A 15,057-nucleotide genomic window follows, 5' to 3' on the forward strand; every position below is an offset into this window, starting at 1 on the left:
CCGTTGGCGCGGGCCCTTTCAGAGTCGCTTGCGCGGCTCTGGGGAAGCTGCAAGCCCTCCCGGGCCTGCAGCCATCAGCTTCATTTAGATCTTGCCGACCAGGTCCAGCGACGGGGTGATGGTGGCGGCACCCTCGTTCCACTTGGCCGGGCAGACTTGACCCGGGTTCTTGGCGACGAACTGCGCGGCCTTGAGCTTGCGCAGGGTTTCCTTCATGTCGCGGGCGATGGCGTTGTCATGCACCTCGGCGGTCTTGATCTGGCCTTCGGGGTTGATGACGAAGGTACCGCGCAGGGCCAGGCCTTCTTCTTCGATGTGCACGCCAAAAGCGCGGGTCAGGGCGTGGGTGGGGTCGCCCACCAGCGGGAACTTGGCCTTGCCGACGGCGGGGCTGGTTTCGTGCCAGACCTTGTGGGCGAAGTGGGTGTCGGTGGTGACGATGTAGACCTCGGCGCCCAGCTTCTGGAACTCGGCGTAGTGCTCAGCAGCGTCTTCCACTTCGGTGGGGCAGTTGAAGGTGAAGGCGGCCGGCATGAAGACCAGCACGGACCACTTGCCCTTCAGGCTCTCTTCGGTCAGGGCCACGAACTTGCCGTTGTGGAAGGCCTCGGCCTTGAAGGGGGCGACGGTGGTGTTGATCAGGGACATCGGTTCAGCTCCATGAGGGGTGTGAAGGAATGGGCTGAACTGTATCGACGCCGCACTGTCGTTAGTTTTGATTTATTAAATGACCCCTATCGGCAAAGGCGATGGCATAGGGTCACTTGCCCAGGGCCTGGGCCTCGATGCGCGCCATCTCGCCACTGCGGCGCAGCTCGCGCACCACGGGGTCGAACTTCTCCAGCAAGGCGCGGAACTCGGGGCTGCGGGGACAGAGCAGGTGCAGGTCCGCCTGGGCCAGTTCGCCCAGCACCTGGCCGTCCACGCCCAGCTGGGCCATGGTGTATTGGGCGGCGTACTGCACCGCCAGCACCACGTCCACGCGGCCGGAGGCCAGGTTCATGAAGAGCTGGTCGTCGTAGGTGGCGTCCACGCGCTGCAGGCTGGGCAGGTGCGGCTCCAGCGGGCCGTAGACCCAGCCGCGGATCATGCCCACGCGCAGGCCCTGGAGATCCGACACCTCGCGCACCGGCGGCAAGCGGCGCTCGCGCAGGCCCACCACCAGGATGCGGTCACGGAACACCGGCTCGCTCAGCAGGTAGCGCTCGCGCCGGGTGGGGGTGGAGTAGGCGCCCACCGCGCAGGCTTGGCCCTCGTCCAGCGCGCGCAGCGCCCGCATCCAGGGCACGGCCTGGCCCTGCAGCACCAAGCCAGCGCGGCGCGCCGCGGCTTCAACGATCTGGGGGTAGTAGCCCACGGCCTGGCCCTGACGCTCGGAGGCAAAGGGCGGGTTGCCGGCGTCGTAACGCACTTCCAGCACCGGCTGGGCCTGCGCCACAGGGATCCAGCAACCCAGGAGAAAGGTCAAGCACAGCGTGCGCCAAAGCATGCCGAACTGTCTCAGCCCGGCGGCGCTGCGCCATCCGGATCAGTCCTCAAGCGCGAGCAATTCCTCCACGCGCTGGCGGCGGCGGATCAAGCGCGGCCGGCCGCCTTCCAGCAGCACCTCGGCCGCCAGCGGGCGGCTGTTGTAGTTGCTGCTCATCGCACTGCCGTAGGCGCCAGTGTGCTCGATCAGCAGCCAGTCCCCCACCTGGGCGGCGGGCAGGTCCTGCGGGCGCAGCTCGCCGCCCTCGCCTTGCGTGAACACATCGCCGCTTTCGCACAGCGGGCCGGCCACCACGGTGGGTCGCGCCTCGCCCAAGCGCCGGCCGTCGTGGGCCATCAGGCGCAGCCCGTGGTGGGCGCCGTACATGGCCGGGCGCATCAGCTCGTTGAAGCCGGCGTCCACCAGCACATAGTCCACGCTGCCCTGGCGCTTGACGGCGCGCACCTCGGCCAGCAGGCAGCCGGCCTCGGCCACCAGGAAGCGGCCGGGCTCGATCTCCAGATGCAGCGGGTGGCCCAGCAACGCGGCCGCCTCGCGCCGGGCAGCGTCCCAGAGCTCGAAGTAATGCGCGGTGTCCACGCGGGGCTCGCCGGCGCGGTAGGGGATGGAGAGGCCGCCGCCGGCGGAGATGGCCTGCAGGTCCAGCCCCGCCGCCTGCACCGCCTGCACCGCCGCCACCATGGCGCCGCCCACCTGGGCCAGGTGGCCGTAGTCCACGCCCGAGCCGATGTGCATGTGCAGGCCCACCAGGCGCAGGCCGGTCTGGCGAATCACCGCCAGGGCCTCGGGCAGCTGCTCGTGCCAGATGCCGTGCTTGCTGCCCTCACCGCCGGTATTGGTCTTGCGGCTGTGGCCGTGGCCGAAGCCGGGATTGAGCCGGATCCAGACGGCGTGGCCGGGCGAGCGCGCCCCCAGCTGGCGCAGCATGTCGATGGAGCCGCAGTTCACCACCAGGCCCTGGGCGACGACGAAGTCCAGGCTCTCGCGGTCCAGCAGATCGGCGGTGTAGACGATCTCGGCCGCGGCCGCCTGCGCGAGCGGGGCCTGGGCGGCGCCGCCCTGGTAGCCGGCTTTCAGCGCACGCAGCGCCTCGCCGCGGCTCACGGCGTCCACCTTCACACCCTCGGCGCGCAGCAGGCGCAGCAAATGGGTGTTGGGGTTGGCCTTCTGCGCGTAGCGCAGGGTGTCGAAGGCGCGCAACTGCGCCACGCGTTCACGAATGGTGTCGGCGTCCATCACCCACAGCGGGGTGCCGAACTCGGTGGCCAGGGCCTGAACTTGGGTGTCACTCAGCATGGTGTGCAGCGTGCCCGAACCGAGTCATTCAGTCCAATCGCAATTTGTCGGCACATCATCCATTTTCGATATGCTGACCCGATGAGCGATGCCCCCATCAGCCACCGCCAGGTCGAAGTCTTCCGCGCCGTCATGCAGGCCGGCAGCCTGACCGCCGCCGCCCAAGCCCTGCACAGCTCGCAGCCCACGCTCAGCCGCGAACTGGCGCTGATGGAACAGCGCCTGGGCTACGCCCTGTTCGAGCGCGGCGGCGCGCGCCTGCGCCCCACCGCCGCCGCCCTGGCCCTGTTTGAGGCCGTGCAGCGCCACTACAGCGGCCTGGCCGAGGTGCAGGCGCAAGCCCGCGCGCTGGCGCAGGCCGAGCAGCAACCTTTTGAGCTGCTGGCCCAACCCGCCCTGGCCCATGCCCTGGTGCCGGCGGCCCTGGCGCGCGGCCCGGCGGCGGCCGTCAGCATCACCCCGGCCGAGAGCCCGCTGCTGGAAGCCTGGATGGCCGAGCAGCGCTACGACCTGGCGCTGACCGAGCGCGCGGAGGCCCCGAGCGGCTGCCAGGCCGAGGTGCTGGCCGACCGGGCCGAGGTGGCGGTGCTGCCCGCCACCCACCCGCTGGCCGCCAAGCCCGTGCTGGAGCTGGCGGACTTTGCCGATCAGACCTTTATCAGCCTGGCGCCGAACGACCCTTACCGGCTGCAGATCGACGCCCTGTTCGCCGCCGCCGGCATCCGCCGCGAGCTGCGCCTGCAGACGCACAGCGCCGCCACCGTCTGCGCGCTGGTGGCCGCCGGGCTGGGGCTGGCCATCGTCAACCCGCTGACGGCCCAGGCGGCCCAGGCCTGCGCGGGCGCGCAGCTGGTGGTGCGCGCCCTGGCGGTGCGCATCCCCTTCCGGGTGGTGCTGCTCACCCCTTTGCACCGGCCCCGCCACCGGCTGGCCGCGGTGCTGCGCCAGGCGCTGCTGGGCGTGCTGGAACCCGCGCCGAACTAGGGCTGCGTGACGCTGACCTCGGGCCAGGCGCTTTCGACCAAAGCGGCCAGACGCGGGATGCCGACCGGGCGGCCCCGGCTGCACGGCGGGGGCAAGTCCAGCCCCAGCTCGGCGAAGGCCCGCGCCACGCGGAACTGCTGGGCCGCACTGGGCTGAAAGCCTTGGCCGTCCTGGAAGCCCTGCAAGCCTTGCGGCTGCCGCGCCAGCAGCTGAACCAGCGCCAGCGCCTCGGCCACCACGGCCGGCACCGGGCACCCGGAGCGCCAGGCCCAGGCCAGGCCCTGGCGCAGGCCCGGGGCCTGGCATTGCCCCACGCGCTGGTGCCAGAGCCGGCCGGCCGCGGTACGCAGCGTGCCGGCCGCCACGCCAGCGGGCTCGGCGCCGTCAAGCAACAGCAGGGGACGCCCGGGGCCGGGCTGCAAGCGCACCAGCTGGCTGGCCGGAACCGGGCCGCAAACGAGCACCACGTCCACCGGCCCGATGCGTTCGAACACCGGCTGCACCGCCACGCTGCTGCGCTGTGCCCAGGCCAGCAGGCGCGCCCGCCCCGCCCCCCACGCGAGCAGGTCGTGGCCCTGGGCCTGCAGGCGCTCGGCCAACGCCTGGCCCAAGGGCTGGCAAGCCCCCAGCACCAGCAGGCGCGGCCGGCGCAGGCCGCTGACCTGCAGCAGGCGCGCCAGCTCCTGCCCGAGCAGGCAGACGCGGGCATTGAGGCCATGGGTGAACACCAGCCCGGGGAAGCGGGCGCTCAGGCCCCGGCCCTCGCGCCCGAAGAGGCGCTGCAAGGTTTCTGGCAGCGCCACCACGCGCACCCCCTGCTGCTGCAGGGCCTGCAGCGCTTCGAGCAGCAGCGGCCGGGCGCGGCGGCGGCCGCTCCGTGTGGCCAGCTCGGCGGTCGTGAGGTTGAGCAGCCGGGTCTGGCCGCGCACCCCAGCCAGACCGTACCGCCGCGCCAGCGCGGTGGGCTCGCCCCCCACGCGGCGGGCAAAGCAGCGTCGCCGCTCGGTGTCGTCGTGTGCGGCGCGCAGGCACACGGCGTCCACCGCCGGGCGGCCCTGCCAGCGGCGCCACAGGCTGCCGGCATCCACCCTGTCGATCAAGTGGCGCGCGGCACGGCACAGCGCAGCAGGCAAGCCCATGGGCGCGACGCTCGCGGCGCTCAGGCGGCCAGGGACAGCGTGTCGCTGAAGCCGCTGACGGGCGCCCGCGAGGCTTCGGGGCAGGCCAGGTTGAAGCTGCGCACGCGCAAGCTGCCGGAGTACGGCGCGTCCAGCTGCACGGCCAGCTGGCGCAGCGCCTCACCCAGCAGCAGGCGCTGCAGACCGCCGTGCTGAAGCCAGTCGCAGCCCAAGGCGGCGGGCTCCTGGCGCTGGAACAGGGCCCGGTGCAGCAGCAGGGCTTCGAGGGCACGCGCATCCAGCAGGCGGCGCTCGCCGTGCAGGCCGGCGGTGGCCAGGCCCCAGCGCAGGCCGGGGAGCTGCACCCGGCTGGCCTGCTGGTGCAGCACCCAGTCGCCGCAGGCGGCGCGGGTGGCGGCATCCATGCTGGGGGGCGCCACGCCGTCGATGACCAGCAGGCGACGCTGGCGGCGGCGCAGCTGGTGCACGCGTGCCAGGTCCAGGTGCAGCGCCGGGTCGGCGCTGCAGACGACCACGGCGTCCACGGGGGCAAGCGTGCGCAGGTGGCCGCGCGCGGCCTCGGCCGCGGTGCAGCCCAGCACCACGGCGCCTTGGCTGCGCAGGCCGTCCTGCAGGGCCTGGGCCAGCGCGCTGTCACTGCCCAGCAGCAGCACGCGGATGGGCGCCTGGCTGCCTGCAAAGGCCTGGCCCAGCGCCCGCTGCACGTCCTCCAGCAGCAGCAGGGCGGCGGCGTTGTCGCCGTTGCAGAACAGCAGGCCGGGGAAGCGCTGCTTGAGCAGGCTGCTGTCCGCGCCGAACAGGCGGCGCAGCTCGGCACTGAACTGCACCACGCGCACGCCCTGGCGCTGGGCCTGGGCGATGGCATCGGCACAGGCCTGCTGGGCCAGGCTGCGGCCAGCGCGGCTGCCCAATTCGGCGCGGGTGATGTTGATGACCCGCTGCTGGGCGCGCACACCCTGCCAGGCCCAGCGAGCGGCGCGGGCATGGCTGCGGCGGGCGGAGTTGGCGCTGAAGCAGCGGCTGCGCTCGCCCTCATCCTCCAGCGGACGCAGGCTCAGCACATCCAGGCGTGGCTGCGAGCTCAGCGCGCGCCAGTGGCCCGGCAGGTCACTCAGGTGGCAAACGCTGCGGCGCAGGCGGGTCAGGGCAAGGGGCGAGAGGGGCATGGCAGAAGGCGTTCTTTGGGAATGCCTTCATGCTAGGAACGGGGGCCGCTCAAGCCGATACGGTGTCCACCGTAATTGGCGCCTGCGGGATGCGCACGCAAAAGCCGCTGCCCCGGCCCAGGCGGCTGTGGATGCGCAGCGTCCAGCCGCATTGCTCGCACAGGCTCTTGACGATGAAGAGGCCCAGGCCATGGCCGCCATCGGCCGCGCTGCTGCCGCGCTCGAAGGGCTGCTGCAGGCGCTCCAGCTGCGCGGGCGCCAGGCCCGGCCCGCTGTCCCACACCTGCAGCTCCAGGGCGCCGGGCCGGCGCCGCACCCCCACCAGCACGCGGCCGCGCGCCGTGTAGCGCAGTGCATTGCCCAGCAGGTTGTGCAGCACGCGGGCGAGCATCAGCTGTGAGGCCTGCAGCTCGGCGCGGCAGGGCGCCAGGCGCAGGCGCAGGCCGCGCGCGGCGGCGGCCGCCTCGTGCTGGGCCAGCTGCTCGCGCAGCCAGGGCCCCAGGGCGATGCGGTCCGGCCCGCTGGGCAGTTCGGCGCGGGTCTGCTGGATGAGGTCGCTCAACAGGGTCTGCGCATAGGCCAGGGTGTGGTCCAGGTGCTGGGTGATGGCACCCGGTGCGGCGCTGCGCTTGAGCGCCTCGATGGCGAAGCGCAGCGAGGCCAGGGGCTGCGAGATGTCGTGGCTGGCGCCGGCCAGGCGCAGGCCCTGGCGCTGCGCCAAGGCCAGCGCCGCCTGGCGCTGCTGCTCCAGGGCCAGCAGCTCCTCGGCTTCGGCCAGCCGGCGCAGGCGTTGCTCGGCCTGGCGGCGCTGCTCGGCGCGCACGCGGTTGATGAAGGCAGCCGAGAAGAAGGCGGCCTCCAGCAAGGCGCCGATCTTGGGGTAGTCCAGAAAGTGCACGCTCGGCAGCGGGTTCAATCCCAGTACGCCGAGGCTGAAGAACAGCACCGAGACCAGCAGCAGCGCACCCGCCCCGAGGGTGTAGAGCGGTGCGCCGGGCAGGCCCAGGCGCCAGGCCTGCACGGCCGCGCCCAGGGCCAGCGGGGCGTAAAGCAGGCCCATCAGCACGCCCAGGCGCACAGCATCGGGCAGCAGCACCGCCCCCAGGGCGGGCAGCAGCAGCGCCAGCAGCAGGGCATGCGCGCGCCACAGCCGCGGCATGTGCTGGCGCATCTGCAGGAACTGCATGGCAAAGGCCGCGTGCGCAGCCAGGCTCAACAGGCCCAGCACCAAAGGCGCGCGCTGGTTCCAGCCCGCCAGTTCGGGCCAGAGCCAGGCAAAGGCATAGCCCTCGGTGTGCAACAACATCAGCAGCTGCGCCAGCACCAGGGCCACATAGGCCAGATAGGCGCTGGGCCCACCCACCCAGCGCGCGGTGGCCACCACCGCCGCCAGCGTGACCATCACGCCGAAGATCAGGCCATTGAGCACATCGCGGCGTTGCTGGGCCTGGCGCTCGGCCCCAGGGCTCAGCAACTGCGGGTCCAGGCGGCCATCGCCATGCACGCGATAGCCCAGCCAGAGCGTGTTGCGGCCAGGCGCCAGGCTGAGCGGCAGCGCCAGGCGCGGCCCGGGCAGGGGCCGGGCGGTTTGCGCATCCAGGGCCTGCAGCCGCCAGCGCCGCTGCGGCTCGCCACCCTGCGCCTGCCAGAGCTCCAGCGCCTGCACATCGGGAACGCCCAAGGCCAGCACGCGCGTTTGCGGCCCGGCGCCCTGCAGTTCGATGCGCTGCCAGCGCAGGCTCGCATCCGCCCCGGACGGCGCGGCCGCAAGCTGGCTGCAGGCCTGCAGGTTCTGGGCCTCCGGCGCCGTGCTGCAGCTCTGAGCACGGGCTTCATAAACTGCCAGCCCCCACAACATCAGGATCAGCAGGCCCCGCATGAGCAGCTCAGCCACCGTTCGGATCCTGCTGGCGGACGACCACGTCATGTTTCGGGAGGGCCTCAAGCTGCTCTTGGGCCTGGAGCCCGGGTGGCAGATTGTCGGGGAGGCCTCCAGCCTCGAAGGCCTGCGCGAGCGCGTGGCCGAGCTGCAGCCCGATCTGCTGCTGCTCGACTACCACATGCCCGGCGGCGACACCGCCGCCACTGCCGCCTGGCTGCGCCAACGCCACCCGGCGCTGAAGATCGTGCTGCTGACCGGCGCCACCTCGCCCACCGTGTTCCGCCAGCTGATCGACTGCGGGGTGCACGGCCTGCAGCCCAAGCTGGGCAGCGGCGCCGAGCTGGTGCTGGCGCTGCAACGCGTGCTGCGCGGCGAAACCGTCATCCACCCCGAACTGGCCTCTCAGGCCCAGGCCAGCGACCCCGGCCTGACGCCGCGCGAGCTGCAGGTGGCCAAGATGATCAGCGAAGGCCTGAACAATGCCGCCATGGCCGAGCACCTGAACCTCTCCCCCAAGACCGTGGACAAGCACCGCGAAAACCTGATGCGCAAGCTCGACGTGAGCAGTGCGGCCCAGCTGGTGGCCAAGGTCAAGGACCTGGGGCTGTTCGAATGAGCGACCCCTGCCCCTGCGGCCGCCCCCTGCCCTACGCGCAGTGCTGCGGCGCCCTGCACGACGAATACGACCGCAGCGGCCACCTGACGGCGCCCGACGCCGAGGCGCTGATGCGCAGCCGCTACAGCGCCTTCGTCAAGGACCGGCGCGATTACCTGATGGCCACCTGGCACCCGCGCACCCGCCCGCGCCAGCTCGAAGCCCCCGAGCCCGGACTGCGCTGGCTGGGGCTGGACGTGCTGAGCCACCGGGTACTCGACGAAGACCACGCCGAAGTGCGCTTCGTGGCGCGCAGCAAGCTGGGCGGGCGGGCGCACCGTCTGATGGAGACGAGCCGCTTCGAGCGTGTGAATGACGAATGGCTCTATGTCGACGGCGACATCGCCTGAACTGCGGCCGCTGTACGAGGACGCCCAGCTGCTGGTGCTGGACAAGCCGGCGGGCCTGCTCGTCCACCCCAGCGGCCTGGACGCCCACGAGACCGACACCCTGCTGGCGCGCGCGCAGGCGCAGTTCGGCGGCTGGCTGACGCCAGCGCACCGGCTGGACAAGGGCACCAGCGGTGTGCTGCTGCTGGCGCGCGATGCCGCCACCGCCAGCCAGCTCGGCGCCTGGTTTCGCGACGGCCAGGTGCGCAAGGGCTATCTGGGCCTGGTACGGGGCTGGCCGTCCGGCGAGCAGGGCCGCATCGACCAGCCCCTGGCGCGCGACCCCGAACTGCCCAGCCAGGGCCAGCCGCAGCTGGAGGCGCAGACCGACTGGCGCTGCCTGCACCGCTTCGAGTGGCCGGTGCCAACGCACCCGCAGTTCGCCGCCACGCGGGCCGCCCTGCTGGCGCTCGAACCGCTGCAGGGCCGCCGCCACCAGATCCGCCGCCACTGCAAGCACATGGCCCACCCGCTGATTGGCGACGCCACGCATGGCAAGGGTCCGCTGAACCGCGCGCTGGCGGCCTACCTGGGCCTGAGCCGCCTGTGGCTGCACGCGCAGTGGCTGGAACTGCCCGATGGCCGCCGCTTCGAAGCGGCGCCGGGGCCGGAGTGGGCGGCCTTATGAGGCTTCGAGCAAGGCCTTGGCGCGCTCGAAATCCAGGCTGGCCAGGGCCTCGTCCAGGTGGGCCAGTTCCTCGCCCAGGAAGCGCTCCAATTCCAACCGGCGCTCGGCCGCCACGCTGAGCGCGCGCAGGTCCTGCGCCTGCACCAGCAGGCGCAGCTCCTTCAGCGGCCCTTCGGCCTGCGCCGCCGGGGCGGGCTTGCCGGGCTCGCTGCGTTCGTCAGCCAAGGCCTGGGCGTGGCGCAGCAGCGCCGTGCAGCCGCGTTCGATCTCCTGGTCCAGCGCGGCAATCCAGGCCGGATCGAGGGCCTCGCCGGTGCGGGCCTGGGCCTCGCCGGTGGCACCCCATTGCGCCAGCGTGCTGGCGGCCAGCGTGGCGGCCAGGCCCTTGAAGCCGTGCAGGGCCTGGCGGTCGGCCTCGGCGCGCTCGGTGGTGGGCAGGCTCTGGTGCCCACGCAGCTGGGCTGGCAGCGCGCGCGCCGAGCGCGCGAAGGAGCGGCAGGTGCGCAGGTACAAGCCGGCGCGGCCCATGAAGCGCTCCATCGCGGCCTGCAGGTCGATGCCCTCGGCGCGCGCCTGCTGCAGGCGCGCGGGGTCGATGGCCGGGCCGGCGGGCTGGGCCAGCCCCTGCGCGGCCACACCCACCAGGCGCTGGATCAAGGCCACCAGCGACGCCATCTCGAAGGGTTTGCCGACATGTTCGTTCATGCCCGCTTCCAGGCAGGCCAGGCGGTCGGCGGCCAGGGCATTGGCGGTCATGGCAACGATGGGCAAATCGGCCAGACCCAGCTCCTGGCGGATGGCGCGCGTGGCGGCCAGGCCGTCCATCACCGGCATCTGCATGTCCATCAGCACCAGGTCGAAGCTCTGCTCGCGCAGGCGCTCCAGGGCCTGGGCACCGTGGTCGGCCACCACCACCTCGGCGCCCTCGGCCTGCAGCAGCTCCTGCGCCACCTGCTGGTTGTTGGGGTTGTCCTCGACCAGCAGCAGGCGCAGGCCGGCCAGGCTGGCGCCGTCGGCCGCCTGGGCCTGCAGGCGGCGCGGGCGGGCGCGCCCCAGCACGGTGGCCACGGCCTCGTCCAGCATGCCGGCGGTGACGGGCTTGACGAGGAAGCCGTCGTAGCCGCCCACCTCGGGGCCGGGGTGCAGGCGCTCGCGGTCCTGCGCCGAGCCCAGGCCCAGCACCGGCAGGGTGTGGCCCAGGGCGCGGGCGCGGTTGCGCAGCTGGCAGGCGAAATCCCAGGCGTCGCGGTCGGCGAGCTGGCAGTCCAGCGCCACCACGTCGAAGTGGCGGCCCTCGCTCTGCTCGGTGTCCCACAGGGTCTGCGCCTCGGCCGCGGTGGCGGTGTAGAGGGCCTGCCAGCCCAGGCCCTCGGCCATGGCCTCGAGCGCAGCGCAGGTCACCGGGTTGTCGTCTACCACCAGCAGGCGCAGGCCACGCGCCTGTGCCCCCGGCTCCTGCCGCGGCGTCAGCGGCAGCTCTAGCGTAAAGGCGAAGCGGCTGCCGCGGCCGACCTGGCTGGTGAACCCGATCTCGCCGCCCATCAGCTGCACCAGGCGCTGGCTGATGGCCAGGCCCAGGCCGGTGCCGCCGAAGCGCCGCGTGGTGCTGGCCTCGGCCTGGGTGAAGCTGCCGAAGATGCTGGCCTGCTTGTCCTCGGCGATGCCGATGCCGGTGTCGCGCACCGAGAACTCCAGACGCACGCGCCCGCCCCGCTCGCCCAGACGGCGCAGGCTGATGACGACATCGCCGCGCTCGGTGAACTTCACCGCATTGCCGCCCAGGTTGATGAGCACCTGCTGCAGGCGCAGCGCGTCGCCCACCAGGTGCGCGGGGACGCGCGGGTCGACGTAGAGGATCAGCTCGACCGGCTTGGCGCCGACATTGCTGGCCAGGATGACGGCCAGGTTGCGCAGCAGCTCGTCCACCGCGAAGGGCTGCGGGTCCAGCACCATCTTGCCGGCCTCGACCTTGGAGAAGTCGAGGATGTCGTTCAGCAGCCCGAGCAGCGAGCGCGCCGCGCCCTCGGCCTTGGCGGCGTAGTCGAGCTGGCGCGGCTGCAGCGGCGTGTGGCGCAGCAGCTTGAGCATGCCGAGGATGGCGTTCATCGGCGTGCGGATCTCGTGGCTCATATTGGCCAGGAACTGGCTCTTGGCAATGGACGCCGCGTTGGCGCGGTCGCGCTCCACGGCGAGCTCGTCGTTCAGCGCCTCGGCGCGGCGCTGCTCGGCCTTGAGCTCGCTGATGTCCAGCGCCATCACCACGAAACCGCGCACCTCGCCGGCCTGGGTGTCGGGCACGTAGTGCACCAGCATCGTGCGCTCGCCCTCCGGCTGCAGCGCTTCGGTGCGCTCGAACTGCAGCAGCTGGCCGGCCAGCACCTGCTGCAGGCGCTCTTCCTGGCTGGCCACGCGCTCGGGCCCGAATACGTCTTCGAGCGTGGCGCCGAGCATGCGCTCGGGCTCCCAGCCGCACCAGGCGGCATAGCTGCGGTTGACGAACACGCAGCGGCGCTCGCGCGTCCAGTAGGCGATGCGGCCGGGCACGCTGTCGGCCACCAGGCGCAGGAAGTGCTCCTGGGCGCGCATCAGCTCCTGGGCGCGCTTGCTCTCGCTGATGTCGATGTAGGTGGTCACGAGGCCGCCACCCGGCAGCGGCGAGCCGCGCACGTCCAGCGTCACGCCGTTCGGGCGGGTGCGCTCGAAGTGGTGCGGCGCGGCGGCCAGCGCACGCGCCTCCAGCTCGCCCAGGGTCTGGCGGGCCATTTCGCCCGCGCCGTACTCGCCGCGCTCGGCATTGAAGGCCAGCAGGTCCTGCAAGCGGGTGCGGCCGGGCTCCAGCAGCTCGGCCGGCACGTCGAGCAGGCGCTGCAGCTCCAGGTTGTAGGCCTGCAGGCGCAACTCGCCGTCGAACACCGAGAGCCCGCAGGGCAGGTTCTCGATCACGGTCTGCATCAGGTCGCGCTGGCGCTGGGCGGCCTGCTCCAGCTCACGGCGCTGGGTGATGTCCTGGTAGGCGCCGACGATGCGCAGCGGGCCGTCCTGCTCGTCGAACTCGGCCTCGCCCACCGAGCGCACCCACACGAAGCGGCCGAGCGCGTCGATCAGGCAGAGCTCCAGGTCCCAGCCTTTGGCCTCCTGCACGGCGCGGCTCATGGCCAGCTTCAGGCGTTCCTGGTCTTCCTCGAAGAAGTAGCGCAGTGCCTGCTCCAGGCTGGGCGTGGGGCCGGGGCTCAGGCCGTGGATGCGGAACACCTGGTCCGACCAGGTCAGTCGGTTCTCGGCCAGGTTCAGCTCGAAGCCGCCGATCTGGCCGATGCGCTCGGTGCGGTCCAGCACCTGCTGGCGCACGCGCGTCTGCTCCTCGTGCTGGCGGCGCTCGCTCACATCGAAAAGCGTGCCGGCCAGCCACAGCGGCTGGCCCTTGGGCGTGCGGCCCACCACGGTGCCGCGCAGCTGGGCCCAGATCCAGCGCCCCTGGGCGTGGCGCAGGCGCAGCTCCAGCTGGTAGGCCGGCGCGCTGCCACCCAGGTGCTGCAGCAGGGCTTCGCGGGCGCGCTCCTGGTCGTCGGGGTGCACGCGTTCCAGCCAGGCGGCCTGGTTCCAGGGCTGCAGGGTGCGCGGCGTCTCGCCCAGCAGCTCGGCAAAGCGCGGGTTCACCAGCCACTCGCCGCTCTGGTAATTCCATTCCCAGGTGCCAGCCTGGGTGCCTTCGATGATGGCGTTCAGGCGCTCGCGCTCGCGCTGCAGCTCGGCCTGCGCGGCCTCACTGGCGGTGATGTCGAAGCCGATGCAGACGAAGCGCTCGATCGCCCCGCCGGCATCGAAGAAGGGCGCAAGGATGGCGTCGATCCAGTACACGCCGCCATCGGGCCGGCGGTTGCCGATGGCGCCGCGCCAGCTCTTGCCGGCCTGCAGCTGGCGCCAGATCGGCTCCCAGAAGGCCGCACCGCGTAGGCCCGCCAGCTGGGCGTGGGCCATGCCGATCAGCTCGCTGCGTGGGTGGCCGCTGAGCTGGCAGAAGGCCTCGTTGACGTCCACCACGCGGCCCTGCGGATCGGTGACGCAGACGACGGCGTGCTCACGCACGGTGCGCAGCAGGTCCTCGTGCTCGCGCAGCGCCGCCGCCAGGCGCTGCTCGGTCTGGCGGCGCTGGCTCAGGTCCAGGCCCAGCAGCACCATGCCCGCGGGGGCACCATCAGCCTTGTGCACGGGCTGTAGTTCCAGGTCCAGCCAGCGTTCGCGGCCCTCGGCATCCTGCACCGCCAGCTCCAGGCGCAGGGCCCGGCCCTCGCGCAGGGCCTGTTCCAGCTGCGTGCGCGGCTCGCCCGCGGGCAGGCCGAGCAGCTCGGCCGCATCGGCGCCCTGCACCTCGAAGTCCCGCCGGCCGCTGAGCTCCAGCAAGGCAGCATTGGCCCATTCCACGCGGCCCTCGCGGTCCAGCGTCAGCACCGCCTGGCGGGTGTGCTCGGCCACGCGCGCCAGGCGCTCCAGGCCCTCGGCCTCGCGCAGGTTGCGCGCCTGCAACTGCTCGCGGCGCGCGCGCAGGCGGGTCATGGCCAGGGCGAACAGCAGGCTCATGCCGCCCCCCAGGCCCAGCAGCACCCAATGGCCCTGCAGCAGGCCCAGCGCCAGCCGGCGCCCCAGTTGCAGCTCCAGGCGCAGGCCGGCGAGCTGCAGCTCGCGCCGCGCCACGTCGCTGGGCAGCGGCGCGCCCCAGAAGCGCTGGGCCGGGGCGTCCAGCGTCAGCAGGGCCAGCGGCAGCGGGCCCTGGCCCTGCTCGCCCAGGTTGAGCAGCCAGGCCTGCGGGTCCAGATCGGCCAGCAACCAGCCGCGCAGGGTCAGCGCGCGCTGCGCCGGGTTGCCGGGCTCCGAGCCGCTGCGGTAGACCGGCAGCGCCGCCCACAGCCGCGTCGGCACGGCCTGCGGGTCCAGCGCCAGGAAGAGCTGCCCGCCGGCACTGCTGCGCTCCAGCAGGGTGCGCAGCGCGGGAGACAGCGGCAGAGGCTGGTCGCGCCGTTCCGTGCGCACCGGCAAGCCGCTGCGCTGCAGCCATTGCTCGGACTCACCGGCCACGCGCTCCACCCAGCGCAATTCCTCCAGGCCCGGCACCTGGCGCTGCAGCGGCTGGCCTTCGCTCAGCAGTTGCAGGTCGGGGTGCTGGCCATCGGCCTGGGGCTGCTGCACCAGCACGCGCGCCATCACCATCAGCTGCTGCAGCGGGGTGAGGCGGCGCTGCAGATCCTGCTCGATCCACTCGCCCAGGCGCTGCAGGCGCTGCCGCTCGGCGCGGCGCTCCAGCTCGTACAGACCGAACAGGCAGGCCGCCGTGAGCGCCAGGCCGGCCAGCAGGCTGAGCAAGCCGGTGCGGATCACCCGGCGCAGGGCCGGGGCCGTCAGGCCGGGCTCGTTCGGGGAGGCGACGGTCATGC

11 protein-coding genes are annotated in these 15,057 nt (G+C 72.6%); 4 read left to right on the top strand and 7 right to left on the bottom strand.

Annotation, left to right across the window (positions count from 1 at the left end):
- Positions 1-84: 84 nt before the first annotated feature.
- From ahpC to lysA, 3 genes are all read right to left on the bottom strand, one after another.
- Positions 85-648: an alkyl hydroperoxide reductase subunit C gene (gene ahpC, locus I7X39_RS03210; RefSeq protein ID WP_198109528.1), complete on the bottom strand. Its 564-nt coding sequence runs from the start codon at positions 646-648 to the stop codon at positions 85-87.
- Positions 649-760: 112 nt separating this feature from the next.
- A complete protein-coding gene (locus I7X39_RS03215) occupies positions 761-1,468 on the bottom strand; it encodes a substrate-binding periplasmic protein (protein WP_198109529.1) in 708 nt (235 codons plus the stop codon).
- Positions 1,469-1,528: 60 nt separating this feature from the next.
- Complete coding sequence (gene lysA / locus I7X39_RS03220) at positions 1,529-2,794, bottom strand: diaminopimelate decarboxylase (protein WP_375140736.1); 1,266 nt, start codon at positions 2,792-2,794, stop codon at positions 1,529-1,531.
- 72 nt (positions 2,795-2,866) lie between these two features.
- Between lysA and I7X39_RS03225 the strand changes: the two genes are divergently transcribed.
- On the top strand, positions 2,867-3,769 hold the full coding sequence (locus I7X39_RS03225; protein WP_198109531.1) for a LysR family transcriptional regulator: 903 nt from the start codon (positions 2,867-2,869) through the stop codon (positions 3,767-3,769).
- Here the strand turns inward: I7X39_RS03225 and I7X39_RS03230 are convergent.
- From I7X39_RS03230 to I7X39_RS03240, 3 genes are read right to left on the bottom strand one after another with little or no spacing between them, the layout of a single operon-like run.
- A complete protein-coding gene (locus I7X39_RS03230; protein WP_198109532.1) occupies positions 3,766-4,908 on the bottom strand; it encodes a hypothetical protein in 1,143 nt (380 codons plus the stop codon). The two genes, I7X39_RS03225 and I7X39_RS03230, sit on opposite strands and share 4 nt — an antisense overlap.
- Before the next feature lie 20 nt (positions 4,909-4,928).
- On the bottom strand, positions 4,929-6,074 hold the full coding sequence (locus I7X39_RS03235) for a hypothetical protein (protein ID WP_198109533.1): 1,146 nt from the start codon (positions 6,072-6,074) through the stop codon (positions 4,929-4,931).
- Between the two features lie 49 nt (positions 6,075-6,123).
- Positions 6,124-7,968 (bottom strand): 7TM diverse intracellular signaling domain-containing protein, encoded by a 1,845-nt coding sequence (locus tag I7X39_RS03240; protein WP_198109534.1) that lies wholly within the window; start codon positions 7,966-7,968, stop codon positions 6,124-6,126.
- Here I7X39_RS03240 and I7X39_RS03245 point away from each other — a divergent pair.
- From I7X39_RS03245 to I7X39_RS03255, 3 genes are read left to right on the top strand one after another with little or no spacing between them, the layout of a single operon-like run.
- A complete protein-coding gene (locus I7X39_RS03245) occupies positions 7,952-8,572 on the top strand; it encodes a LuxR C-terminal-related transcriptional regulator (protein WP_198109535.1) in 621 nt (206 codons plus the stop codon). The two genes, I7X39_RS03240 and I7X39_RS03245, sit on opposite strands and share 17 nt — an antisense overlap.
- On the top strand, positions 8,569-8,961 hold the full coding sequence (locus I7X39_RS03250) for a YchJ family protein (protein WP_198109536.1): 393 nt from the start codon (positions 8,569-8,571) through the stop codon (positions 8,959-8,961). The genes I7X39_RS03245 and I7X39_RS03250 overlap by 4 nt, the downstream gene beginning before the upstream one ends.
- Complete coding sequence (locus I7X39_RS03255) at positions 8,939-9,628, top strand: RluA family pseudouridine synthase (RefSeq protein ID WP_198109537.1); 690 nt, start codon at positions 8,939-8,941, stop codon at positions 9,626-9,628. The genes I7X39_RS03250 and I7X39_RS03255 overlap by 23 nt, the downstream gene beginning before the upstream one ends.
- On the opposite strand, the gene I7X39_RS03260 is transcribed toward I7X39_RS03255, so the two are convergent.
- Positions 9,623-15,055 carry a PAS domain S-box protein gene (locus I7X39_RS03260; protein WP_198109538.1) on the bottom strand — a complete coding sequence of 1,811 codons (5,433 nt, stop codon included), beginning with the start codon at positions 15,053-15,055 and terminating at the stop codon, positions 9,623-9,625. The two genes, I7X39_RS03255 and I7X39_RS03260, sit on opposite strands and share 6 nt — an antisense overlap.
- Positions 15,056-15,057 lie beyond the last annotated feature (2 nt).

Origin of the sequence: Inhella proteolytica (genome assembly GCF_016093275.1) — a bacterium.
Classification (GTDB): domain Bacteria; phylum Pseudomonadota; class Gammaproteobacteria; order Burkholderiales; family Burkholderiaceae_C; genus Inhella; species Inhella proteolytica.

Coding starts and splice junctions, on each gene's coding strand:
- I7X39_RS03245 (WP_198109535.1), top strand. CDS start 7,952: ATGAGCAGCTCAGCCACCGTTCGGATCCTGCTGGCGGACGACCACGTC.
- I7X39_RS03255 (WP_198109537.1), top strand. CDS start 8,939: ATGTCGACGGCGACATCGCCTGAACTGCGGCCGCTGTACGAGGACGCC.
- I7X39_RS03260 (WP_198109538.1), bottom strand. CDS start 15,055: ATGACCGTCGCCTCCCCGAACGAGCCCGGCCTGACGGCCCCGGCCCTG.
- I7X39_RS03230 (WP_198109532.1), bottom strand. CDS start 4,908: ATGGGCTTGCCTGCTGCGCTGTGCCGTGCCGCGCGCCACTTGATCGAC.
- I7X39_RS03235 (WP_198109533.1), bottom strand. CDS start 6,074: ATGCCCCTCTCGCCCCTTGCCCTGACCCGCCTGCGCCGCAGCGTTTGC.
- ahpC (WP_198109528.1), bottom strand. CDS start 648: ATGTCCCTGATCAACACCACCGTCGCCCCCTTCAAGGCCGAGGCCTTC.
- I7X39_RS03225 (WP_198109531.1), top strand. CDS start 2,867: ATGAGCGATGCCCCCATCAGCCACCGCCAGGTCGAAGTCTTCCGCGCC.
- I7X39_RS03250 (WP_198109536.1), top strand. CDS start 8,569: ATGAGCGACCCCTGCCCCTGCGGCCGCCCCCTGCCCTACGCGCAGTGC.